Source organism: Amycolatopsis sp. NPDC051371, assembly GCF_040682155.1.
Classification (GTDB): domain Bacteria; phylum Actinomycetota; class Actinomycetes; order Mycobacteriales; family Pseudonocardiaceae; genus Amycolatopsis.
In genome coordinates, this window is the sequence record NZ_JBFBAG010000015.1 from 121,405 (window position 1) to 145,390 (window position 23,986).

The 23,986-nt window shown below is 72.1% G+C and carries 18 protein-coding genes, 1 other RNA gene and 1 pseudogene; 16 read left to right on the forward strand and 4 right to left on the reverse strand.

Features of this window, described 5'->3' with window-relative positions:
- Positions 1-20: 20 nt before the first annotated feature.
- The 4 genes from AB0M59_RS20215 to AB0M59_RS20230 all read left to right on the forward strand — a co-directional run bounded on the left by AB0M59_RS20215 (position 21) and on the right by AB0M59_RS20230 (position 4,700).
- Positions 21-842: a Nif3-like dinuclear metal center hexameric protein gene (locus AB0M59_RS20215; RefSeq protein WP_364617035.1), complete on the forward strand. Its 822-nt coding sequence runs from the start codon at positions 21-23 to the stop codon at positions 840-842.
- A gap of 9 nt (positions 843-851) precedes the next feature.
- The gene (locus tag AB0M59_RS20220) at positions 852-1,589 is read left to right on the forward strand and encodes a C4-type zinc ribbon domain-containing protein (protein WP_364617037.1); all 738 of its coding nucleotides are present in this window, start codon (positions 852-854) and stop codon (positions 1,587-1,589) included.
- Positions 1,586-2,773, forward strand: coding sequence for a bifunctional RNase H/acid phosphatase (locus AB0M59_RS20225; RefSeq protein WP_364617038.1), 1,188 nt, complete (start codon positions 1,586-1,588; stop codon positions 2,771-2,773). Before AB0M59_RS20220 ends, AB0M59_RS20225 begins: the two co-directional genes overlap by 4 nt.
- 184 nt (positions 2,774-2,957) lie before the next feature.
- Positions 2,958-4,700, forward strand: coding sequence for a hypothetical protein (locus tag AB0M59_RS20230; protein WP_364617039.1), 1,743 nt, complete (start codon positions 2,958-2,960; stop codon positions 4,698-4,700).
- Positions 4,701-4,703: 3 nt separating this feature from the next.
- On the opposite strand, the gene AB0M59_RS20235 is transcribed toward AB0M59_RS20230, so the two are convergent.
- The 4 genes from AB0M59_RS20235 to AB0M59_RS20250 form a co-directional block, all read right to left on the reverse strand.
- Positions 4,704-5,945 carry an SLC13 family permease gene (locus AB0M59_RS20235; protein ID WP_364617040.1) on the reverse strand — a complete coding sequence of 414 codons (1,242 nt, stop codon included), beginning with the start codon at positions 5,943-5,945 and terminating at the stop codon, positions 4,704-4,706.
- A gap of 120 nt (positions 5,946-6,065) precedes the next feature.
- A complete protein-coding gene (locus tag AB0M59_RS20240; RefSeq protein WP_364617041.1) occupies positions 6,066-8,837 on the reverse strand; it encodes an AAA family ATPase in 2,772 nt (923 codons plus the stop codon).
- A gap of 31 nt (positions 8,838-8,868) precedes the next feature.
- Entirely contained in the window at positions 8,869-9,372 is a 504-nt protein-coding gene (locus AB0M59_RS20245) for a zf-HC2 domain-containing protein (protein WP_364617042.1), read from the reverse strand.
- The gene (locus tag AB0M59_RS20250; RefSeq protein ID WP_364617043.1) at positions 9,369-9,947 is read right to left on the reverse strand and encodes a sigma-70 family RNA polymerase sigma factor; all 579 of its coding nucleotides are present in this window, start codon (positions 9,945-9,947) and stop codon (positions 9,369-9,371) included. Before AB0M59_RS20250 ends, AB0M59_RS20245 begins: the two co-directional genes overlap by 4 nt.
- Before the next feature lie 237 nt (positions 9,948-10,184).
- Here AB0M59_RS20250 and AB0M59_RS20255 point away from each other — a divergent pair, with 237 nt between their 5' ends.
- The 12 genes and pseudogenes from AB0M59_RS20255 to AB0M59_RS20310 form a co-directional block, all read left to right on the forward strand.
- Complete coding sequence (locus tag AB0M59_RS20255) at positions 10,185-10,862, forward strand: DUF4142 domain-containing protein (RefSeq protein WP_364617044.1); 678 nt, start codon at positions 10,185-10,187, stop codon at positions 10,860-10,862.
- An 8-nt stretch (positions 10,863-10,870) separates the two neighbouring features.
- Positions 10,871-11,677 carry a ferredoxin gene (locus tag AB0M59_RS20260; protein ID WP_364617046.1) on the forward strand — a complete coding sequence of 269 codons (807 nt, stop codon included), beginning with the start codon at positions 10,871-10,873 and terminating at the stop codon, positions 11,675-11,677.
- Positions 11,674-12,924 (forward strand): FAD-dependent oxidoreductase, encoded by a 1,251-nt coding sequence (locus AB0M59_RS20265; RefSeq protein WP_364617048.1) that lies wholly within the window; start codon positions 11,674-11,676, stop codon positions 12,922-12,924. Before AB0M59_RS20260 ends, AB0M59_RS20265 begins: the two co-directional genes overlap by 4 nt.
- Before the next feature lie 245 nt (positions 12,925-13,169).
- An RNA gene (gene rnpB, locus AB0M59_RS20270) (RNase P RNA component class A) lies at positions 13,170-13,574 on the forward strand.
- Between the two features lie 126 nt (positions 13,575-13,700).
- Positions 13,701-14,558, forward strand: a complete 858-nt coding sequence (locus AB0M59_RS20275; protein ID WP_364617050.1) for a hypothetical protein — start codon at positions 13,701-13,703, stop codon at positions 14,556-14,558.
- Between the two features lie 453 nt (positions 14,559-15,011).
- Positions 15,012-15,278: a hypothetical protein gene (locus tag AB0M59_RS20280; protein ID WP_004562703.1), complete on the forward strand. Its 267-nt coding sequence runs from the start codon at positions 15,012-15,014 to the stop codon at positions 15,276-15,278.
- A gap of 13 nt (positions 15,279-15,291) precedes the next feature.
- Positions 15,292-15,771, forward strand: a complete 480-nt coding sequence (locus AB0M59_RS20285; protein ID WP_364617052.1) for a hypothetical protein — start codon at positions 15,292-15,294, stop codon at positions 15,769-15,771.
- Positions 15,772-15,774: 3 nt separating this feature from the next.
- Complete coding sequence (locus AB0M59_RS20290; RefSeq protein ID WP_364617054.1) at positions 15,775-18,741, forward strand: ATP-binding protein; 2,967 nt, start codon at positions 15,775-15,777, stop codon at positions 18,739-18,741.
- A complete protein-coding gene (locus AB0M59_RS20295; RefSeq protein ID WP_364617056.1) occupies positions 18,738-20,822 on the forward strand; it encodes a magnesium transporter in 2,085 nt (694 codons plus the stop codon). The genes AB0M59_RS20290 and AB0M59_RS20295 overlap by 4 nt, the downstream gene beginning before the upstream one ends.
- A gap of 3 nt (positions 20,823-20,825) precedes the next feature.
- On the forward strand, positions 20,826-21,428 hold the full coding sequence (locus AB0M59_RS20300) for a hypothetical protein (protein ID WP_364617058.1): 603 nt from the start codon (positions 20,826-20,828) through the stop codon (positions 21,426-21,428).
- Between the two features lie 2 nt (positions 21,429-21,430).
- Positions 21,431-22,432, forward strand: coding sequence for a C40 family peptidase (locus AB0M59_RS20305; protein WP_364617060.1), 1,002 nt, complete (start codon positions 21,431-21,433; stop codon positions 22,430-22,432).
- A 96-nt stretch (positions 22,433-22,528) separates the two neighbouring features.
- Positions 22,529-23,986: pseudogene (locus tag AB0M59_RS20310) on the forward strand (hypothetical protein); the annotation flags it as partial.

Consider the following 23,986-nt stretch of genomic DNA (forward strand, 5'->3'; position numbering starts at 1 on the left):
GTACATGCGAAGATCCCCCGGTGCCCGCGCTTTCCGAAATCATCACCGTCCTGGAGCAGGCCTACCCGCCCGCGCTCGCCGAGTCGTGGGACGCCGTCGGCCTCGTCTGCGGTGACCCCGCCGAGCCCGTCACGCGCGTGCTCTTCTGCGTCGACCCGGTCGCCGAAACCGTCGACGAGGCCGCCGACCTCGGCGCGCAGCTGATCGTCGCGCACCACCCGCTGCTGCTGCGCGGCGTGCACGGCGTGCCGGCCGACACCGCGAAGGGCTCGCTGGTGCACCGGATGATCCGCACCGGCACCGCGCTCTACTGCGCGCACACCAACGCCGACTCCGCCGACCCCGGCGTCTCGGACGCCCTCGCCGAGGCGATCGGGCTGCGCGTGACCGGCCCGCTGGCACCCAACGAAGACGGCGTCACCGGCATCGGCCGCCTCGGGGAACTGCCCGAAGCCGAGCCGTTCGCGATGTTCGTCCAGCGCGTCGCCGACGCCCTGCCCGCGACCGTGCCCGGCGTGCTCGGCGCGGGCGACCCGGACCGCCCGATCCGCACCGTCGCCGTCTCCGGCGGGGCCGGGGACTCCTACCTGAAGCAGGCCACCGCGGCCGGGGTCGACGCCTTCGTCACCGCCGACCTGCGGCATCACCCCGCCGGCGAGCACCTCGCGAACGCGGGCGCGGTGCCCGCCCTGGTCGGGCTGACCCACTGGGCCAGCGAATGGCCGTGGTGCGGGCAAGCCTCGCTGGTCGTGGCGCAGGCGTTTGCGGGTAACGTCGACGTTCACGTCTCCACGCGGCGCACCGACCCGTGGAACGTCCGCGCCGAGCGCACATCGATTTAGAGGAGCACCGTGAAGGCCGAACCCGCCGTGCAGCGCCAGTTGCTCGAGCTCGCCAAGGTGGACGCCGAGCTCTCGCGCACCGCGCACCGCCGTCGCACCCTGCCCGAGCTGGCGGAAATCGACGCGGGGGAGAAGACCGCCCGCGAGCGCCGCGACGCGCGTGTGTCCGTGGAGACCGCCGCTTCCGACCTCGACCGCGAGATCGCCCGGCAGGAGAAGGAGATCGAGTCGGTGCGCGCCCGCGAGGACCGCGACCGCAAGCTCCTCGAGTCCGGCTCGGTCAACTCGAAGCAGATGACCGACATCGAGCACGAGCTGCAGACCCTGCACCGCCGGCAGAGCGCGCTCGAGGACGACCTGCTGGAGCTGATGGAGCAGCGCGAGGCCCTCGGCCTGGACGCGCAGCGCACCGGAGCCGAGGTCGACAAGGCCGAGGCCGAGGTCGCCGCCGCGGTCGCTCGCCGCGACGAGGCGTTCAAGGACCTCGACACGACCCGCGCGCGCCGCGACGAAGACCGCGCGAAGCTGCTGCCGCGCTTCCCGGAGCCGCTGCTGAAGCTGTACGAGCGCGTCCGCGAGCACAAGGGCATCGGCGCCGCGCTGCTGCGTGCCCGCCGCTGCGGCGCGTGCCAGCTGGAGCTGGACCGCAACACGATCGCCGAGATCAAGGCCGCGCCGGAGGACGACGTCATCCAGTGCGAGAACTGCGGCGCGGTGCTGGTCCGGACCATGGAGTCGGGTCTGTGACCGACCACGTCGTCGTCGAAGCCGACGGCGGTTCGCGGGGCAACCCGGGCCCGGCCGGCTACGGCGCTGTCGTCAAGGATCCCGCGACCGACGAGGTCTTGGCCGAGCGCAAGGAAAGCCTCGGCGTCGTCACCAACAACGTCGCCGAGTACAACGGCCTGATCGCCGGGCTGGCCGCCGCGGCCGAGCTCGGAGCGTCCACTGTGGACGTCCGGATGGACTCGAAGCTCGTGGTGGAGCAGATGTCCGGGCGCTGGAAGATCAAGCACCCGGACATGCAGCCGCTCGCCGAGCGGGCCAAGGAACTGGCCGCCGGCTTCTCCCGCGTCAAGTACGAGTGGATCCCGCGGGCGCAGAACTCCCACGCGGACCGGCTGGCGAACGAAGCCATGGACGCGGCCACCGGCAAGCCCGCCGCGGGGAAGCCCGCACTGGAACCATCCGGGGCTTCGCCCCGGGCCGGGGGCTCCGCCACCCGGACCCCCGAAAAGCCGCGGAAGCTGCCCACGCGGCGCCCGGACCGCGCGGCCGTGGCCTGGACCGGCGCGAAGGGCACGCCGACCCGGCTGCTCCTGCTGCGCCACGGCCAGACGGAGATGTCGGCGCTGCGCCGCTACTCCGGCCGAGGCGACGTTCCGCTCACCGAGCTGGGCCGGTCGCAGGCCGCCGCGGCGGCGAAGCGGCTGGCCGCGATCGAGGGCCTGGTCGTCGACGGCGAGGCCGTCCCGATCATCTCCTCGCCGCTCACCCGCACCAAGCAGACCGCGCAGGCCGTCGCCGACGCGCTCGGCGGGCGCGTCGAGACCCACCCCGGCCTCATCGAGACCGACTTCGGTGACTGGGAAGGCCTGACGTTCGCCGAAGCGGCCGAACGCGACCCCGAGCTGCACGGTTCGTGGCTGGGCGACAGCGCGGTGCCGCCGCCCGGCGGGGAGAGCTTCGACGTCGTCCACCGGCGCGTCCGCAAGGCCCGCGACGAGCTCATCGCCGAGCACGGCGGCCGGACGTTGGTGCTGGTCAGCCACGTGACGCCGATCAAGACGCTGCTCCGGATGGGCCTCGACGCCGGCCCGCAGCTGCTGTTCCGGCTGCACCTGGATCTGGCGTCGCTGTCGATCGTCGAGTTCTACCCGGACGGGAACGCTTCGGTCCGGCTGGTCAACGACACCTCGCACCTGAGCTGACCACCTGAAATGTGGGGTGGATCACGCTCAATGCCGACGCGTGCCGGACCCCGGATGGGGTATTGGCTACAGTGTCTCGACCGCGACGCCGCGGCGGTGGGCCCGGCCTCGGGTTCACTTCATGGGGCGCCAGCTCGTGCGCATCCCACCGGCAGAGGCCTGCGGGCGGAACAGTGACGAGGACATGACGGCTAGCGCACTCACCGAGACCTCCCCGAGCGACGTCCCCGAGGAGCCCACGCCCGCGACGACCACGCGGGGCTGGGGCGCTCGGCTGGCGCCGGTGCTGGCCGTACTGGCGGGGGTGGCCGCCGTGGCGGTTCATGCCGCCCGCTACGGCCACTGGATCGTCGACGACGCCGCCATCACCTTCTCCTACGCCCGCAGCTTCGCCGACGGCCTCGGCCCGGTGCTGCAGCCGGGTGCCCCGCCGGTCGAGGGCTTCTCCGACCCGACGTGGATGGTGCTGCTCGGCGTCGGCAAGCTCGTCGGCCTCTTCGACCACGGCCTGCTGTTCGGTCTGCCGGACTACGTGCTGTTCCCGAAGCTGCTGGGCCTGCTCTTCACCGGCGGCATCCTGACGGCGTGCCACATCGCCGCGAAGCAGATCTTCACCCGCTTCGCCTGGCTGGTCACGCTGGTCGCCGGCCTGACGCTGGCGACGATCCCGTCGTTCGTCATCTGGGTCGTGTCCGGCCTGGAGAACTCGCTGTTCGCGTTCGTGGTCGTCACGCTGGCCGTGACGCTGTTCGTCTCGGTCAAGCGCGACAAGCTGCTGACGCCGAAGGTCGCGCTGTGGGCGGGCGTCATGGTCGCGTTCGCCGCGCTGACCCGCCCGGAAGGCCTGATCTACGCGGGCGCGTACCCGCTCGCCGCGCTGTTCCTGCTGCGCGGTGGCCTGTTCTGGAAGAGCTTCCGCCTGGCGCTGCTGTCGGTGGCGGCGTTCGCCGTGCCGTTCGGCGCGTACGTCGTCTGGCGGCACTCGGAGTTCGGGCGGCTGCTGGCCAACCCGTCGGTGGCCAAGCAGCAGGGCCTGCCCGGCATCGACGCCGTGAAGCGGCCGTTCGAGCTGGCCGGCTACGCGGGCTGGGCCGGGGTGGTCCTGCTGGCGCTGGTGATCGTGTTCGCGCTGGTCAAGGCGCCGTGGCGGCGTCCGCTGATCGCGCTGCTGGTGCCGCTGGGGCTGGGGATCGTCGCGTACGGCGTGATGGTCGCCGACTGGATGTACCAGCACCGGTTCGCCAGCCCGATCTGGCCGCTGGCCGTCATCGCGGGCACGCTCGCGGCGGGTGAGCTGCTCAAGCACCGCCGGGCGCTGCTGCGGATCGGGATCGTCGTGGTGCTGGTGGGGGCGTTCGTCCCGTCGGCGATCGGGTTCGCGCAGGCCGCGGACAAGTTCGCGAAGAACCCGAACATCACGGCGTGCCTGGTGGCCGACCGCTTCGGCCGCGGGTTCAACACGTACGCGGACATCCTGGGCATCCAGAAGGCGTCCCTGCTGCTGCCGGACCTCGGCGGTTCGTCGATGACCAGCCGGCTCGAGCTGGTCGACATGGCGGGCCTGGTCAACAAGCCGATCGCCGACCTGGTGCACGACAACGACCTGGCGGGCCTGCGCGACTACGTGTTCGACACGGTGAAGCCGACGTTCGTCCACTCCTGGGGCCCGTGGGCCGCGGGCAACGGGATCGCGCTGGACCCGCGCCTGGACCGCGACTACGTGCTGATCTACAGCTCGCCGATCGAGGGTCTGCGCAACGGCGACTGGGTCCGGAAGGACGCGGTGACCGACCCAGCGAAGCTGAAGGCGGCTCAGGACTACGCGGCGAAGACGATCCCGGCGGTGGCGGCGGACCGCTTCGGCGGCCCGTTGGACGACTGCGGCGCGACGATGAAGCCGGGCCAGACGATCACGACGCCCAGCTGACCTCTACGTCACCAGATCCAAGCTGAGCCACAACGCCCCTGTCGCCGCCACCAGGCACAGGGGCGTTGTGATCGCTCCCAGTGCGTGGAACGTCTTCGCCGACGGGTGTTCCGGCAGCGTGCGGCGCCACAACAGCGTGGCCAACGAGCCCAGGTAGCTCGCGTTCGGGCCGATGTTGACCCCCAGCAGCACCGCCAGCAACACCCCCGGCGCCGGGTGCGGGCCCAGCACCGACAGCAGGATCAGCGTCGCCGGCAGGTTGTTGACCAGGTTGGCCAGCAACGCCGCCACCCCGGCCGCGAGCAGCAGGTCGACCAGGCCCGTCGACGACGGCAGGACGTCACGCAGCAGGCCGCCGAGCAGGTGTTCCGACACCGCTTCGACCACCACCGCCAGGCCCAGTACGAACAGGACCAGCTGCGGCGCCGCCTCCGTCACCAGCTGCCACGGCTTGATCTTGCCCGACGCCAGCGCCCGGACGCCGAGGATCAGCGCGGCCAGCGCCGCGATCCACACCGGCTCGACGTGGCCGAGCGGGCCCAGCGCGAAACCGGCCAGCGTCAGGCCCAGGATGACCAACGCGAACGTCGGTGGCTCCAGGTGTTGTGCGGGCGAGGCCGTCTCGCGCGGGCGGAGGTCAACGGCGAAGAACCGCAGGAACACCAGTAGTTCGATGGCGATGGTGACCAGCCAGGGCAACGCCATCGCGGCCGTGAACCCGGCGAATGTCAGTCCGGAGGCGCCGAACGCCAGCAGGTTCGTCAGGTTGGACACCGGCAGCAGCGTCGACGCCGAGTTCGCCAGGTGGGCACACGCGTAGACGTGCGGCCGGGCCGGGAGACGGAGGCTCGTCGCCGTCGCCAGGACCACCGGGGTGAGCAGGACGACCGTGGCGTCCAGGCTGAGGATCGCCGTCACCCCGGCCGCCGCGGCGAAGGTGAGCACGAGCAGCCGGCGCGGCCTGCCGTGGCAGGCCTCGGCCAAGCGGTTGCCGAGCCAGGTGAACACGCCGTCGACACTGGCCAAAAAGGACAACAGGAGGATCGCGGCCAGGAAGCCCAAAGTCGGCAGGATCTCGACGGCACGCGTCCCGGCCGCTTCCGGCCGCACGAGCCCCAGCAGGAGCGCGACGCCCGCCGCCGGCACCGCGGCCACCGCCTCGGGCCAGCCCCGCGGCCGGACGATCGCGAAGACCAGCACCGCGACCAGCAGCGCGAGGCTTCCCGCCCCTGCCCAGAAGTTCACCGGCTCACGCTAACCGACGACCTCGACCGGTCCGGGACGCCGCCCGCGAACTCGCGCGTGGCGATCGAGTCGCCGCGTTCGGGGCCCAGTAAGCGAAACGCGCGTCGGCGCGGTGGGAACTCAGCCGCCGCGCTGGGATTTCGCCAGTGCGCCACCGAGTTCCGCGCGGCCGGGGATGCCGAGCTTGCGGTACGCGCCGGACAGGTGCAACTCCACCGTTCGCCGCGTGAGGTGCAGCGCGGTCGCGATCTCCCGGTTCGTCAGCCCCTGCGCGGCCATGACGGCGATCCGGTTCTCCTGCCGCGTCAAGCCGTGCTCGTTGTCCTTGGCCGGCGTCAGTGCCCGCCGTGCCGAACGCAGCTCCTCCGCCGCGCGCCGGGCCAGCGGCCGCGCGCCGCAGTGCTCACTGAGCTCGACGGCCTGCCGCAGCGTCTCGATGGCCTTTTCGGACTGACCGTGGCGCGCCTGCAGCGAGCCGAGCTCGGTCAGCGCCGTCGCCAGCTGGAGGCGGGCCGGGGACGACCGGAGCGTCGTGATCGCCTTGTTCAGCGCCCGCTCGGCTTCGTCGTCCTCGCGGACGAGCCCCATCGTCGTCAGCGCCGTGCCCAGCGGCCGCGCCGCACCCCAGCGGGCGGAGGCGTTGATGTCCTCTTCGGCCAGGCGGGCCGCGTCGTCGGCCTGGCCCAGCGCCAGCGCCGCCCGCGCCGCGTGCGCGCGCCACGGCACGAAACCCGGGAACCGCATGCCGTGGTGGGCGAGCCGGCGCCCGCAGCTCAGCAAGTCCTCGAACCCGAAGCGGGTGTACCCGGTCGCGACGCGCAGGCGGCCGCGCGCGTACAGGAGGTAGGTGTGGGTGAACAGCCCCTGGCTCGCGACGAAGTCCATCCGGTCCAGCAGCGACGTCGCCGCCTCGAACCGGCCCAGGTCCACCCAGCATTCGACGAGCTTCGCCGCGCACAGCACACCGACCGGGCACGTCGTCGTCCCGCCGCGCTCGTCGAAGCGGCGCAGCAGCGACTCGAAGTGCACGCTCGCCCGCTGCAGGTCGCCGCTGGCCTGCAGCGCGATCCCGCGGGCCAGCGTCGGCAGCGCGCCGTGCGGCACGTGCACGTCCCACGGCTCGCGCTCGACGTCGAGGACCCGGCACAGCCGGTCGACGTGCGCCGGCTCGTCGGCGAGCACCGCCGTGGCCAGCGTGAAGAAGTAGTGCTGTTCGAACAGCTCGCCGTCGTCGCCGGTCAACGCGTCGGCGAAGTGCCCGACGGCGTCCGGTGCCGACTCGCCGCTGCGGACGGCGTCCAGCGCCAGCAGCGCCGACCGGCTGCGCCGCGCCGCCGGGTCGGTCAGCGGCGCCGACTGCTCCGCGAAGTCGCGGAACTCCGGCGGCGGGCCGAGCCGGCTGCCGGCCTCGGCGAGGTAGGTCACGCACAGCAGCGGCCACACGGCGTCCGGGCCACCCGCGTCGAGCCGGGCGGCGATCTGGCCGGCCGCGCTGATCGCGAGCCGCGCGTCCTGGCCGCCGCAGAGCGACAGCAGCATCGCCGTCGCGATGAACGCGGCCGTGTCGCGGTTGCCGATGGTGTCGACGGCCTCCCGCACCCGCTGCGCCGCCGCGGGCGGGTCGACCTGGAACTCCGCGTGGGCCAGCTGCAGCAGCACGGCCACCCGGCGCCCCGACGTCAGCCGCTCCTCCAGGGCCCGCCGCAGGTACCGCGCGCCCAGCTCGGGACGGCCGGAGAACACGGCGTTGCGCGCGCTCAGCCGCAGCACGTCCACGCCCCACGGAATCCGGATCGACGTCGCTTCGAGCAGGTGCGCGGCGACGCGCTCGGCCGGCGCGCCGGTTTCGGACAGCAGCTTGGCGGCCCGCGCGTGGTTGACCGCCCGCGTGGTCCGCGGCATGTCCCGCAGCACGGAGTTGCGGACGAACGGGTAGGTCAGCGTCGGTGAGTTGCTGTTGTTCAGCACGTGCAGCCGTACCATCGTGTCGATCGCCTGCAGTGCGTCGAGCTCGTCGACGCCGGCGAGCTGGGCCAGCAGGTCGAAGCCGGCGTCCTCGCCGAGGATCGCGGCCGCGTGCAGGATCGCCGGCGCGTCCGGGAACTCCTGCATCCGCGTGTGGAGGACCTGCCCGATCAGCGACGAGCCGAGCTCGTGCGGGTCCGCGCCGGGCAGCAGCCGCGGGCGCAGCGCCTGCAGCAGGTACGGGTTGCCGCCGGTCGCCTCGCGGCAGGCGGAGGCGAGCTCGCCGGGAGCCAGGCCGAGGATCTCCGCCGCGCCCGCGTCGCCGAGGCCGTTGAGGGTGATCGTGGCGGGCGTGCAGCCGGCCATCTCCAGCAGCGCCACCTCGCGGTGCGGCGGGTGGCCGATCAGGGAGGTGAGTATGATCAACACCGGCAGGTCGAGCACGCGGTGCCGGATGTAGGCGAGGCACCGCATCGACCAGGCGTCGGCGAGGTGCACGTTGTCGATGCCGAGGAACAGCGGGCCGCGCTCGGTCGCTTCCCGGATGATCCGGAAGAAGCGGTCCAGTGCTTCGCTCTCGCCGGCCGGTCCGCACTCGGCGGGCAGCTGCGCCGAGCCGGGGTCCAGCGCGTCGGCCAGCTGGCGGGCGAGCCCACCGGACAGGTGGCTCTCCAGCCGCGACCCGGTGGCGACCGCGACGGTGAAGCCGGCGTCCGCGGCGAGCGCCGCGGCGGTGTGGAGCGTGGCGCTCTTGCCCATGCCGAACTCGCCGACCAGCACCGCGCTCGCGGCCGTGCCGCCCAGCGCGAGGGGAAACAGGCTGGTCAGACGGCTGAGCTCGGGCTCGCGGCCGGGGAGCCGCGGGGCGGGGCGCTTCGGTACCGAAGCCCCGCTGACGGGATGCTCGGGATTTACTTCGGTATCCACCGTAAGGACTTTCATGTTGGGTTGGGGCAGACTACTGGAAGCCGGCTGACCACGGGAGATCCCGCAGGTCATGGCCGGTACCGGCCACAACCTGAGCAGGGGAGACGATGGACGCAGCGGATGCGAACCAGGTCCTCGCGGAGGTCGGCCGGGTCGCGCAGACGACCGTCACGGCCACGCCCAGCGCGAGCAGCAGGAGCGCGCCGGTGACCGGCCCCCGCCGGCCGGTGAACACGTCCGGCGTCCGGCGACGGCTCGGTGGTGGGTAGCCGGCGTCGGCCCGCGGGACGGATTCGGCGGGTGCCGGGTCGCCGGTAGCGGGGGAGCCGTCAGCGGCCGGGTCGCCGGAGACCGGTGGACCACCGCCCGGCAGGTAGCCGAGCCGGGCCGCCTCCGCCAGGGCCGCGGACACCGGGTGGAACCCGGCGAGCAGCTCCCGGCACCGGGGACAGCCGTCCAGGTGCGTTTCGAACTCTTCCGCATCGTCGAGGACACCGAGCTCGTAGGCCGCGGTGTCGCGGTGCCGCCCCCTCATCGCACCGCCATTTCCCCGAGCGCCTTCCGCAATTGCCGCATCGCCGTGTACAACCGCGATTTGACGGTTCCCTCGGGAATTCCCAGATTTGTCGCCGCTTGCCGGACGGTATTTCCGGCGAGGTATGTCTCGGTGATGACGGACTGATATTTCTCGTCAAGTTCCGACAATGCCCGGCTAATCGTTAGTGCGGCTAACGAACTGTCCGCGCGATCGGTGGACTCGGCGTTTTCCGGGATCTCCAGAGCGACCTCCTGCGGGCGGACCCGACGATTTCGCCAGCCGTCGATGACGATCCGGCGCGCCACCGTGAGCAGCCAGCCGCGCAGCATTCCGGGCTCGCGTTCGAGCGTGCCGGAGTGCTGCCACGCGCGGATCATGGTCTCCTGCACGACGTCCTCGGTCCACTGCCGGTCATGGTTGGTCAGGGCCAGGACCTGCGAAAACAGGGTGGCGCGGAAGTCCTTGTACAGCAGTGGGACGAGGTCGTCGCCCGTGCCGGGGCGCGCCTCGACCGCGGTGGCGGACGAGCTGGAGCCGACGTGGCCGCGACTTTCTCTGCCCAGTGCTTCCATAAAGCTCGCAACCTCACCTGACTGGCGGACCGTGGGGCCTTCGGAGCGTAGCGCAAAAACACTTAATAGGCCATATGCATTAGTTTCCGTACCCCATTAGCGGTGTCGTCACGCCCGGCCGGTTCAAATTGTGTCTTGTGATGTACGTCACAGTCACTAAAAGGTGACGGGGAGAACCGGATCACTCCTTTCTCCCGTAACTCCCGATGAGACGTTCTTCGCGAAGGGACAACGGGGATGCCGTTCCGATTCGTGGCCTTGTTCGCCGCCACGACCGCGCTCGTGCTCGGCTGTGCCCTGCCCGCGTCCGCCGGCGAGCTGCAGCAGACCGACCGCACCTTGCTGGCGCGCCTGAAGCAGCACTCGCTGTGGGCCACGCCGGCGAGCAGGCTCGCCGCCGAGCGCGCCACCAACCGGCGCGTCCGCGCGGTCGCCGTCCGCATCGCCGACGACCAGGCCCGCCTCGACGTCGCCCTGCGCGCGGTCGCCGACCGGCTCGCCGTCACCCTCCCCGCCGAGCCCACCGAGCAGGAGCGCGGGTGGGCCGCCGAGATCTCCGGGTTGTCCGAGGACTCGAGCGACGGGTTCGACCGCGCCTACGTCAACCGCCTGCGCGCCGAGTACGGCTCCCTCTTCGGGCTCGCCTCCGACGTCCGCGCCGGCACTCGCGACGACGACGTCCGCGCGTTCGCCCAGACCGCCGTCGACACCTCGCTCGGCCACCTGACGCTCCTCGAGAGCACCGGGCTCGCCGAAACCACGTCCTTGCTCGTCTCCGCCACCGAGGACGACACCCTCGCCGGCGGGGACGTCGCCCTCGGAGCCGGCTTCGTGGCGTTCGCCGCCGTCGCCACGTTCGGCCTGCTCCGCCTGCTCGGAACTCCCGGCAGGACCCAGCCGCGCACCCGGAGGTAAGCCCGCCCATGTCCCCGTCCGCCGCGCTGCTCCCGGTGTCACCGCACGACACCGGGATCGCCGAGGTCGCCGCGCTCTCCGGCCGCCTCACCTACCTCTGCATGTGCCTGACGCTGTGCTGGGGCGTGCTGGCCGCCACCGGCTGGGTCCGCCGGTTCAGCGGCCGGGACGCGCTGCGCGCCGGGCACGTCCTGCTCGCCGCGTTCACCCTCGCCACCGGCACCGTGCACGGGCTGACGTTCCTCTTCCTCGAGGACGACCCGTTCGGCGTCGCCGACCTGCTGCTCCCGTTCTACGACGGCACGCCGCGGCACGCGCTCGGCATCGCGGGCCTCGAGCTCGTCATCGCCGTGTCGGTCACCGCGGGCCTGCGCCGCGGCGCGCGCGAAGGCCGCTGGCTGCGCTTCCACCAGGCCGGCTACCTCGCCATCGGGCTGCTCGCCGTGCACGCCTGGCTCGGCGCCGTCTCGAGCGGGCACCTGGCGGTCGTCTGGCTCGCCGGGATCACGCTGCTCGTGCCGCCGGTGCTGCTGTCGGTCCTGCGGGTGCTGCCCGCCGCCGCCCTCGTCCGGGCCGGGCTGATCGAGCCCGCACCCGAGGAACCCGAGCCCGCGCCGGTGCGGATCGACGTCGACAGCCACCGCTGCCACTCCTACGGCGTCTGCCAGTCCGAGGCGCCCGGGGTCTTCCAGCTCGGCCACGACGGGCAGCTGGAGTACGAGAAACGGCCCGGAGCCGGGGAAACGCCGAACGTCCGCGCGGCCGCGCGCGCCTGTCCCATGCGAGCCATCCACCTGTTGGGAGCCACTTCGTGAGCGAACGCATCGTCATCGCCGGAGCCGGCCTCGCCGGCCTGCGGGCCGCCGAGCGGCTGCGCGAGCTCGGGTTCGACGGCGAGGTCGTCGTCCTCGGCGCCGAACCGGACATCGCCTACCACCGCCCGGCGCTGTCCAAGAGCCTGCTCACCGGCGCGGTCAGCCGGGCCCAGACCCTGCTCGCCGACCCTCTCGAGGTCGACGCCGAGTGGTACTTCGACACGCCGGTCACCGCGCTGTCGCCGAACCGGCAGGTCGTCCACCTCGACGGCGAGGAGCTCCGCTACGACGGCCTGATCATCGCCACCGGAGTCGAACCCCGCCGGATGCCCGGCGCGCCGCACGGCCACCCGCGGGTCGTCGTCGTCCGGACCCTGTCCGACACCACGGCCCTCCAGCGCGCGCTCGCCACGAACTCCGGGACGGTCGCCGTCATCGGCGACGGCTTCATCGGCTGCGAAGTCGCTTCGAGCCTGCGCGAGATGGACCGCGACGTCGTCCTCATCGGCCGGTCGCGGGCGCTGCTCGCCGACGTCCTCGGCCCCGACATCGGCGACTGGCTCACCGCGCTGCACGCGGCCCACGGCGTCCGGCTGGAGCTCGGGACCACCATCCGCCGGTGGAGTCCGGGGACCACGTCGGTCGGCCTGGAGTTCGCCGACGGCCGCGCCATCGACGTCGCCTGCGTCGTGGTCGCCGTCGGGAGCGTGCCCGCGGTGTCGTGGCTGCGCGGGGCCAAGCTGCCCCTCGACGACGGCGTCGTCTGCGGGCCCACGTGCCACGTCGTCGGCTCGGAGACGATCGTCGCCGCCGGCGACGTCGCCCGCTGGCCCAACCTCCGCTACGACGCCACGCCGCGGCGCGACGAACACTGGCTCAACGCGGTCGAGATGAGCCGCGCGGCGGCCGAGAACCTCCTGGTGGGACCGGCCGGCTCCCCGGCGTACACACCGGTGCCGCGCTACTGGTCCGAACAGCACGGCGTCCGGATCCAGGTCGCCGGCCGGCCGATGCTGGGGACCGACACGGTGCTCCTGGAGTCGCCGGTGCGGGGGACCCGGCCGATCACCGGCTTCGTCTCGGGCGGCCGGCTCGTCGGGCTCATCGGCCTCGACAGCCCCGCCGCGGTGCTGCACTGGACGGCCGAGCTGGCCCGCCGGCACCCGGCGCCGTCGATCGTGCCGCCGCAGCGGCCGCCGGAACCCGAGCGGCCCCGCCACCACAGCCGGGCGGCCGCCGGGTACTGATTCTTGCGGACGTCGGGCACCGGCGGCTCTCGGTTCGCGGCCGGGGCGCCGCCGGCGTCTGGCCGCGCTGGTCCCGCTGCGGGTGGCCGCCCGGGTGACCGCAGCGCAGCAGCGGCCGGGTGCGGGAGTGCCGCCGCCCCGCCACCACAGCCGGTCGGCGGCCGGGTACTGAACCGCCATGAACGACTCTTTCCTGACGTTGGGACAGCCACGACCGGGCCCTGGGCTACCATCTTCTCCGCGGACGAGCTGGCAGGGCGGTCGCGGGCCGGGGTGACCCGGTCCGAGGAAAGTCCGGACTCCACAGGGCAGGGTGGTTGCTAACGGCAACCCGGGGTGACCCGCGGGAAAGTGCCACAGAAAACAGACCGCCACGGCCCGCGTGCTTCACGAGGGCCGGGGTAAGGGTGAAACGGTGGTGTAAGAGACCACCAGCGTCCCGGGTGACCGGGACGGCTGGGTAAACCCCACCCGGAGCAAGGCCAAGAGGGAGCGCGAGCTCCTGCGCAGGCGTTCGAGGACGGCCCGTCCGAGCCTGCGGGTAGGCCGCTGGAGCCTGCCGGCGACGGCAGGCCGAGATGGATGGCCGCCGCCCGGCGAGCCGCGAGGCGACCCGGGAACAGGATCCGGCTTACATGCCGGCTCGTCCGCCTTCACGTGGACTGAAGGGCACCTTCCGCACGTCCGGTGCGAGGAAGGTGCCCTTCAGCGCGTTAGAGCGAGGAAAGTGCCCTTCACCCCGCCCGCTCGTGGTTACCCGGTAGTAGGGTGCCGCTATGGCGGGTGACGAGAAGCGGTTCAAGTCGGCCTTCGATTCCCTTCACGCTCTGGCGTACTTCGCGCCCGAGGTGGATCAGGCCCTCACCGGCATCGGGCTGCGGCCGGGCCGGATGCCCTACTTCGCCGGCCGCTCGGCCGCCATGGGCCCGGTCGGGCCCGAGGTCGTCGCCGCCACCTTCTACAACTTCAACCCCGAGGTCGTCGCCCGCGTGATCCCGCGCGCCTGGACCCTCGCGACGCCCGAGCAGGTCCTCGCGGCGCGGCTCGAAGGTGTCGACGGGGCGCTGACCCGGCTCCTCGGCGAAGGCGAACTCAAGAGCGACCAGGTCGTCGAGGCCGCCGAACTCGCCCGTGAGGCGACCGCCGGGTGCACCGCCGAAGGACGTCCCCTCTACGCCGCGCACGCCGGGCTGGACTGGCCCGAGCCGCCGCACCTCGCGCTCTGGCACGCCATCACGCTGCTGCGCGAGCACCGCGGCGACGGCCACATCGCCGCCCTCGTCCTCAACGGCCTGAGCGGCGTCGAAGCGCTCGTCACCCACGTGGCCACCGGCCACGGGTTCACCGTCGACGCGGCCAAGCTGACGCGCGGCTGGAGCGACGAGCAGTGGACCGCCGCCCAGGAGGGCCTGCGCGACCGCGGGATCCTCGACGGCGAAGGGGCGCTGACCGACGAAGGCGTCGCGGTGCGTGACCGCGTCGAGGCGGCCACCGAGGCCGCCGCGCGCGGGCCGTGGGACCACCTCGGAGCGGAAAAGCTGGCCCGGCTGGAGGAGCTCGGCCGGGACCTCACCCGCCGCGTGGTCTCCGCCGGTGCGTTCCCGAAGGACGTTTTCGCCCAGCGCCGCTCCTGAGCACCAAGATCACGCTATGTAGTGAAAATCGTGTGAGGTTTTGAGCGCCGCGTGACGGACGGCGCAGGCCGTCAAGATCGACATGTGCGCCGACCGGCCGGATCGCGGTCACAGAACGGACTCGTGCGACGGGGCCGTTCGGGTCATGTCACACTGTTCCCGGCCGCACAACGGCCACGGAGCCAGTACCCACAGTGAGCAAATCCCGGGCAATGGGGTGAGTTCGTCAGCACACTGAGAAGTATGGGTGCCCGGGCTTTAACCCGAGGGCCCTTGCCGCGATGATGGTGGGCGTGGAGTTTTCGTGTGCCGTGCGCGCCACACCGGTTGACAAGCCAGCCGTCGTCTACGCAGCGCGCTTTGACCACTACCCCTCGTAGCCCCCATGATGTTGTTCGAAGCACCGCCTGAGCCAGAACCGCGCGGGCCCCACCGCGCACCGGGAGTAACGCGATGATGACCTTGACCACCCTCGACACGCTGGCCGCCGGCGAACTGGGCACGGGAAACGTGCGCCAGTGGCTGCTCGACAACGTCATCCCCCTGGTGCTGCTGGCCGTTGCCCTCCTGCTTCTGTGGCTGGGTGGCGGCAAGGGCGACAACGCCGGTGTCATGCGGCGGCTCGCCGGCGTGGTCATCGCGCTCGCCATCATCGGTCTCGCGGTCAGCGGCGCGGGCGTGAACGTGGGCCAGTGGATCGCCGGCCTGTTCACCGGCTGAGAGGCGGGCCCGCGTGCGCATCAGGACCGACGACGAGGTCTACCGGGTCGACGCCGTGTGGCTCGGCCCGCCGAAAGCGACTTTTCCCTGGAGGGCCCGCTACGTCGCGTGGCTCATCGGCATCCCGGCGTTCTTCGTCGTCCTCGGCGTCGAACGCTGGGCGGGGTGGAGCTTCGGGTTCTTCTCGACGGCGTGGGCGTTCATCGCCACCATCGTGATCACCCGGCTGCTCACGGCCAAGATCAGCCACGAGCGCCCGCTGGGCACCGTGGTCTCGATGGCCGGGCGCGAGCTCAACACCCCCCGGGAGCGGACCACGGGCACCGGCGGCGCGGTCAGCGCCAGCCGCGTCCGGGTACGGGCCGAGCGCCCGCTGCCGAAGCACCGCCGAAAACGGCAGTACCAGCACCACGGCGGGCCGCCGGGTGCCGGGGTCCAGGGAACACCACGAGCGCGCCGGAGCCGCGGCAACGCGGCTCGGGCCGGGAGGTAGTCGTTGTTCGGTCGCGGCGGTAGCCGAGGAAAACGGGGTCGGGACGCACACTCGGGCGCGTGGCAACCGCCCGAGCAGGTCCGCGCGTCGCGGAACGGCTCGGGCGGCGGCAACGGCCGTCGCCTGACCGGCGAGCAGGCGATCCCCGCGTACACCCCCTCCATCGCGGTGCGCAGCATCGACGGGCACCTGGTCCGCACGGGCTACGAGGTCTACGCCTGGTACCGGCTGGCCCCGCAGCGCTGGTCGTTCCGCTCGGACTCGCAGCGGCGCGACCTCGTCGCGGCCATCGCCGGCCAGTACGCCGAGCTGCAGGGCCGCTGGCTGCACCTGCGCGTGACGAACCGGCCGTACCCGATCCGGATGTGGGCCGAGGCGCATGTCTACAACGCCCACGGCCGCCCGGGTGACGTCCCGGGCGCGTTGTCGTTCGACGACTACCTGATCGGCGAGCAGCAGCAGCTCATGGGCCGCTCGATGGCCGAAAAAGAGGTCTACATCGGGGTCCAGGTGCAGACCCGGCGGATGGTCGACCGCGCGGTCGAGCGGGCCGCGCCGGTGCTGCGCAAGATCCTGCCCGAGGCCGTCGACGCCGAGCTGACCGCGCTCGACTCCGAGGTCGAGCACCTCGACCAGGTCATCGGCAGCGCCGGGCTGGAAGGCCGTCCGGTGCACGCCGAGGAGATGTCCTGGCTGATGCACCGCTCGTGCTCCCTGGGCCTGCCCGCGCCGCGGAACATGCCCGCGGTGCCCGGCGCGGCCTGGGAGCCCGAGGACCTGGCCAGCTTCACCGACGCGGCCGACTACTACGCCGACCCGTACGCGCCGACGGTGACCGTCCGCGGCCGCACCGGCTCCAACGCCGGCGTCTCCCGGCACCTGGCCATCTTGACGGTGGGGCAGATGCACGGCCTGCAGATCCCCGAGGTCGACGACCCGTGGATCCAGCACGCCGACCGGCTGCCGGCGGCGGTCGAGGTGTCCGCGCGGATCTACGTCCGGCGGCCCGAGGAGGTTGCCAGCGAGCTGCAGCGCCAGATGAACAAGGTGCGCTCCCAGGTCAAGCACTACACCGACGAGCACGAGCTGGAACCGCCGCAGTCGCTCAACCGGCAGGCCGGGCGCGTGCTGGAGATCGACGACGAGATGACGTCGGGCTTCACCGCGCTCGCCACCCGCGTGCGGTCCTGGTGGCGGCTGGCGGTGTCCGGCCCGACCGAGCGCGACGCGCTGCGCCTGGCCCAGCAGCTGCTGGACCTCTACAAGCCGAAGATCGCCATCGAGCACCCCGAGGCCCAGTACGCGCTGGCCCGGGAGTTCATCCCGGGCGAGCCGCTGGCGTCGGCGGCGTACATGCGCCGCGGCTCGGTGGTCTGGGCGTCCTCGGCGGTCCCGACGGCGACCGCGGAGGTCGGCGACCGCCGCGGCATCCTGCTCGGCGAGACGTGCACGGCGACCCGGCGCCCGGTGGCGTGGGACCCGTGGATGGCCCAGGAGATCCGCGACGGCTCGGGGCTGACGGCGATGGTCGCCGGCCTGGGTGCCGGCAAGTCGTTCCTCGGCGGCGGCATCGTCTACAAGACGCTGCGCGCGGGGGCGAGCTGGACGATCCTCGACCCGTCCGGCCCGCTGTCGCGGCTGTGCGACCTGCCGGAGCTGCGGCCGTACGCGCGGCCGATCAACCTGCTCAACGCCCAGCCCGGCATCTTGAACCCGTACCGGGTGGTCGCCGAGCCGCTGATCGAGCACTTCATGGACGAGGACGACCCCGAGCGGTCCTGGCGCCGGGAGAAGGCTCTCGCGGGCGCGACGCGACGACGTCTCGTGCTGGACGTCCTGACCGGTGTCCTGCCGTACGAGGTCTCGCGCATGGCGCAGACCCGGATCGTGCTGCTGCGCGCGGTCCGCACGGTCGGCGGCCGCTTCGATGCGGATCCCGGCCAGGTAATCGATGCCCTGCGGCGGGATTCGAGCGAGCACCACGAGCACGCGGGCGTCGTCGCGGACTTCCTCGACGAGATGCGCGAGCGGATGGCGCTGCTCATCCCGGAGACGGACGCGGACCCGTACGCCGAAACCCGCGACGACCGCCTCACGGTCCTGACGATGGCAGGCCTGACCCTGCCGAAGGACGGCGTCCCGCGCGAGTACTGGACGGACGCGGAGTCCCTCGGCGTCGAGATGCTGAACCTCGCGGCGTGGCTGACCCAGCGGTCGGTGTACGAGAAGCCCAAGGAGATGCGCAAGGGCGTCTGGATCGACGAGGCGTTCTTCCTGTCCGAGGTCCCGACCGGCCGCGTGCTGATGAACCGCTTCGCGCGTGACTCGCGCAAGTGGAACGTCCGCGTGCTGCTGTCGTCCCAGATCCCGGCGGACTTCCTGAAGATCCAGGGTTTCGTGACCCTGCTGGACTCGGTGTTCGTGGGTCGGTTGGACGACGACGACGCCCAGGCGGACGCTCTCCGTCTGCTGAAGGTGCCGGTGGGTGTCGGGTACGAGCAGGTGGTGGCGGCGCTCGGCCGCCGCCCGGGCGCGCAGCAGCGGGGCCTGGAGCGGGACATCGAGCCCCGCCAGTTCATCTTCGGCGACGGCGCGGGCGGCGTGGAGCGCATCCGCGTCGACTTCTCCGGACCGCACCTGGACCACCTGCGCGCGGTCATGGACACAACACCGGGCTCGAAGGACGCGGCGCCATCGCGGCGGCCGGGGAACGAGCTGGCGTTGCCGGTCACGGAGGAGAAGAAGCCGTTCGTGGCGTCCCCACCGGAGGACGACATCGAGCTGGAGCAGGACTTCGAGCTGGCGGCGGAGCTGGAGGTCGGATTGGCCGACGACAACCTCCTAGGGGCTCCGGACCCGTTGGCGTCGGAGACCGGCGAAGTCGAGGGCGGCGTCTCTCCGAACGGGAACGGCGGGCAGCAGCACGCCCGCACGGGTGGAAAGGGCGGCACCGGCCGGGACGCCGCATGAGCACGCTGCTGACGCTGGCGGTCCTGCTGACGTTGGCCGCCGGGTGGCACTCGCTCAAGCGGCGGATCAAGGAAGGCCCGCGGTCCGCCCGGCGCACGCCGTCGCGCAAGGCGACGATGTTCGCCGTCATGCTGGTGCTCGGCCTGCAGGCGATCGCGACCGCCCCGGCGGCGAGCGCGGCGGCCTGTGGTGAGGCGCCGAACCCCGAACGCCCCGGCGCGGGCATGGTCGGCGCGATCGACCCCGCGGAAGGCCACGGCGAGGCGGGCAGCCCGTACGTCGACTACAGCTACGCCGGGTTCGTCTGGAACACCTTCGAGACGAACTGCACCGCGCTGAACCTCACCCCGGCCGGGTCCACTTTGGACACCTGGGGCGGCAACCAGCTGTTCAACCTGGGCAAGAACATCGTCGGCGCGACGAACTCGCTGCACTACACCGTGCTCGAGGGCGGGCTGCTCAACCCGCTGTACAGCGCGGTGAAGTCCGGTGCGGAGAAGGTCTACAACAACATCTACGCCCAGCTGTTCGGGCTGGTCGCGCTCGTCATGTCGATCATGTTGTTCCGCAACATCTGGCGCGGCGACCTCGCCGCGGTCAGCAAACGGGCGCTGTACGCGCTGGCCGGCATCTGGCTGGCCGCGTCGTCACTGGCGATGCTGCGGTACTTCGACCCGATCGACAAGGCGATCGTCCAGACCACGACGAACATCCAAGCCGGGTTCGTCGACGACTCGAACGACCGCGTCATCCGGCACATCCTGCCGACCAACCTGCACAACGAGATCGTCTACAAGAACTGGCTGCGCGGAGAGTTCGGCACGCCCACGGCGCCGCAGGCCGACCAGTTCGGCCGCCCGCTCTTGGACGCGCAGGCGTTCACGTGGGCGCAGCTGCGCAACGGCGACGACGGCAACCAGTCCGTCATCGACGGCAAGAAGAACGCCTACAAGGACATCTCCACCAAGCTCGGCCCGGCCACCGGCTACTTCACCGGCGAGGCCGGCGGCCGCACCGGCGCCGGCTTCCTCTCCCTCGGCCAAGCCCTCGTCTACTCCCTCTTCCAGCTCCTGGCGAAAGCGTCAGTGCTGCTGGCCCAGGTCCTCATCCGCCTCTTCGCGCTCACCGCGCCGCTGATCGGGCTCGTCGCCCTGCTGCACCCGGAGATCCTGCGCCGCGTGCTCAAGGTCGCCGGCGGGGTCGCGTTCAACCTCGTCGTGCTCTCGGTGCTCGCCGGGGTGCACGCGCTGCTGCTGCAGGCCATCTTCGACGCCGGCAACTCGCTGAACATGCTCACGCAGATGGTCCTCGCCGGGCTCATCACCGTGCTGCTGTTCATGGTCGGGCGGCCGGTCCGGCGGCTGTGGCAGATGGTCGAGATGTCGGTCAGCATGGTCGGCGCCGCCGTGCCGGGGCCCGGGGGCGGGATCTTCTCCCGCTTCAAGCGCCACCGGAACGGCCCGACGCCACAGGACGAGTTCTGGCAGAACGTGCGTGACACCGACGACGTCGTCGACGGCGAACAGCGCGGCCCCCTCGGCGCGACCGCCGGTGGTGGCCGCTTCCGGCCGGAGGCCACGATCTTCGCCAACTCCCAGCGGCTCGACAACACCTCGGGTGCGGGCCGCCCGGCCGCGGCCTGGTCCGGCGCCTGGCCGGGGGCCATCAACGGGGGTGCGGCGGGCGCGCTGCCCGCGGGCGGACGCCCCGGGTCCCCGGTGTTCGGCCAGTACAACCCGGCCAACGGCGACCCGGGCGACTACGTCGTCGTCGGCGCCGGTGGCCGTCCGGTGCTGCGCGGGGAGGAGAGCCGGCGCGTCGACACCTCCCCGGTCGCCGACCGTCGCTGGAACGACGAGCCCGAGCCCGTCGTCGTGCCGTCCGACCTGCGCGCACCCGAGTCCGGCTTCAGCGACTACACGCCGCAGGACGTGCCGCGGACCCCGGGTGTGCGGGCGCAACCCCGCCGCGTCGACCCCGAAGTCGTCGCCGGAAAGCCGGTTTTTGTGCTGTACCGGCCGTCTCGGGGCATCGAGGTCCGCGAAGAACCGCGTGACACCGACCAAGTGATGGGGCGGTGACCGATGCCGATCCGCACCAACCGCGGCCGCGCCGCGGTCTACCGCCGCCTGTGGGGCTGGCCGCTGCGCTCGCCCCGCCACCTGATGGGGACGCTGGTGTTCCTGGCGATCCTGGTCACCGCGCTCGGCATCGTGCTGCCGAAGGCGATCGGCAAGCCGCAGGCCAAGGCATCGCCCACCACCGGCACGACCACGTCCGTCACGGCGACGACCGCGCCGGGTGCCGCGGCGCCCGTGCCGACGTCGAACCTGCCGACGCGGCTGTCCGCGCCGCTGGCCACCCCGACGACGGCGGCGCCGAACGGGGACGCCGTCCGCGTCGCCAAGGAGTGGGCCGCGGCCTGGGTCGACCACCCGGCCGGGATCACCTCCGACCAGTGGCTGGCCAAGCTGAAACCCTTCACCACCGAGGAGTACCTGCCGGTGATGGCGTCGGTCGACCCGGCGAACATCCCAGCGACGAAGGTCACCGGTGAGCCCACCGTCGGGACGTCGTACACCAGCTCGGTGCAGCTGACGATCCCGACCGACGGGCCGAAACTGGCCATCACGGTCGTGAACACCAACGCGGGCTGGCGCGTCGCCGACTACGACCAGGCGAGCTGACCGTGCGGCGGCTGGGGTTGTGGCTGGGGCTGGTCGTGTTCGTCGCGATCGGTGCCCTCATCGTCACCGCCGTCGCCGCCAAGGTCGTCGTCGACAACCAGCAGGCGCAGGCCCGGGGCGTGTCGCTGATGAGCTGCGACGCCTCGGTCGGGCCGACCCAGCCCGGCGAGGGCGAGCGCGGCACGGTCGACGCGTCGAAGCTCGACGACGAGCAGAAGGGCATCGTCGCGCTGATCATCACGGTCGGCAAGCAGCGGTCGCTGGCGCCGCGCGCGTGGCAGGTCGCGATCCAGGCCGGGATGACCGAGTCCGGGCTGCACAACCTCACTTACGGTGACCGCGACTCCCAGGGCATCTTCCAGATGCGCCCGTCGATGGGCTGGGGCTCGATCGCCGAGGTCACCAACCCGACGTACGCGGTCAACAAGTTCTACGACGTGCTGCTGGCGGTGCCGGACTGGGAGAACAAGCGCCCGGGCGACGCGGCGCAGGCCGTCGAGCGCTCGGGCTTCCCGGACCGCTACCACAAGTGGGAGCCGATGGCGGCGACGCTGGTGGAGAACGTCGGCCAGGTCGTCGACGTCGTCGCCTGCGGCACCGGGCTGGGTCAGCTGCTGCCGCCGAGCCAGGCCGCTGGGAAGGCGATCAGCTTCGCGCTGGGCGAACAGGGCAAGCCGTACGTGTGGGGCGCCACCGGCCCGAATTCGTACGATTGTTCCGGTCTGATGCTGCGGGCGTACGAGTCGGCCGGGATCATCCTGCCGCGCGTTTCGCGCGACCAGTACCACGCGGGCGCGCTGCTGCCGGTGCGCGAGGCGCAGCCCGGTGACCTGCTGTTCCTCGCCACGGATCCGTCGAACCCGGACACGATCCACCACGTGATGATGTACCTGGGCGACGGCAAGGTCGTCGAGGCCCAGCAGACCGGTGTCCCGGTGCACACGCGGCCCTTCTCGTTCGACGAGGCCGAAGTGGTGCCGCAGGCGGTCCGCCCCGGCGTTTAGCATGGGTCTCGAGGGCCTTGACACGAATCGGCCGATTCACCCGACGTCGCGGCGCTTCCACGAGCAGGTGGCCGCGTACTGGCAGAGGATGAGCACGTGGGACGCAAGTTCGGCAAGCGAGGCAAAGCCGGTCAGGACCCGGCGGAGCTGTTCGGTGCGCCACAGCCGCCGAGGCAGTCGGCGCGCCCCGCGTCCAGCACGCCGTTGGCCGACCAGCTGAGCCAGGGCTACCCCGGCGTCGACGCGGGGTACGTCGTGCTGCCCCGGTCGTTGGCGGAGGGGATGTCGCTGCCGTGGCAGCATCAGATGGCGGCGCTGCTGGCCCAGTTCCACGCCGAGCACGCGTCGCTGGCCTGGCCGATTTATCGAGTGGTGCCCTCCCGGTACGAGAGGCTGGCGGACCTCGACGAGGAGCAGCTCGCGGAGGCGGGCTACCTGGTGGAGATGGACGCCGACGGCGACATGGTCTACCGCGAGCGCAGTGGCCGGAAGGTCGAGGACCCGGAGAACACGTCGGTGCTGGTGTCTTCGCTGGACCCGATCCCTCGCCCGGCGGCTCGTCCCACGCCGCCACCGCCGGGGGCCCCTCGGGTTCCCGGGCAGGCGCCGGCACCGATGAACATCGGGCCGGCTCCGGTTTGGCGGACGGTGCCGCAGCCGTCCGTGCCGCCTGTGCCGCCGCCTGCCGCGCAGCCGGCGCCGGGGTGGTCCGCTTCGGGGGGCAGTTCGACGTGGAACCAGGAGTCCGGCGCGCCGCCCCGCCGTGTAGCGGACGACCGCGAGTGGTCGGTGGCGGCGGAGTCGGAGCTGCCGGGTCCGGTGAAGGCGGCCCGGCATGCCGCTCCGGAGGCCGAGGCCGGTCCGGCTGGCGTGGCGCCGGTTCGTGGCGCACATGCGGCTGTCGAGTCTGAGGCGGCCCCGCCGGAATCGCGGCCGGTGGCTTCACCCGAGATGGCGACATCCGGGCAGGTGGAACATCCGGCGCCGTCGATGGACGAGCCTGGGGAGACCGGCCAGCCTGCATTGGCGGAGACGCCTGCGGACACGCCCGCGAGTGACGCCGCGCCGGCGGCTGAGCCGGGAGTGCCAGCGGCCGATGAGGAGCCTGCGGTGGCCGATGAGTCGGTCACCCACCAGCCGGTGCCTGAGGTGGAGGAGCTTGCCGAGCCGTCGGAGCCGGAATCGGCAGCGGTCGAGTCTGTGCCCGAGCCAGTCGAGGCGAAGTCTTGGACTGCGATCGAGCCGGAGGCGCCTTCGCCGGAACCAGCCGAGCCGAAACCGGCCGACACCACTCAGCCTGAGATGGCGGCGGAACTGAAGCCGCAGGAAACGGTTCAGCCGGAGACTGCTGAACACGAGCCACGGGACGTGGTTCAGCCCGAAGCGGGTGTGTCTTCGTCGGCCGAGCCTGAGTTGCGGGATGCGGTTGAGCCGGAGGCGGCTTCGTCTTCGCCGGTCGAGCCTGAGTTGCGGGATGCGGTTGAGCCGGAGGCGGCTTCGTCTTCGCCGGTCGAGCCTGAGTTGCGGGATGCGGTTGAGCCGGAGGCGGCTTCC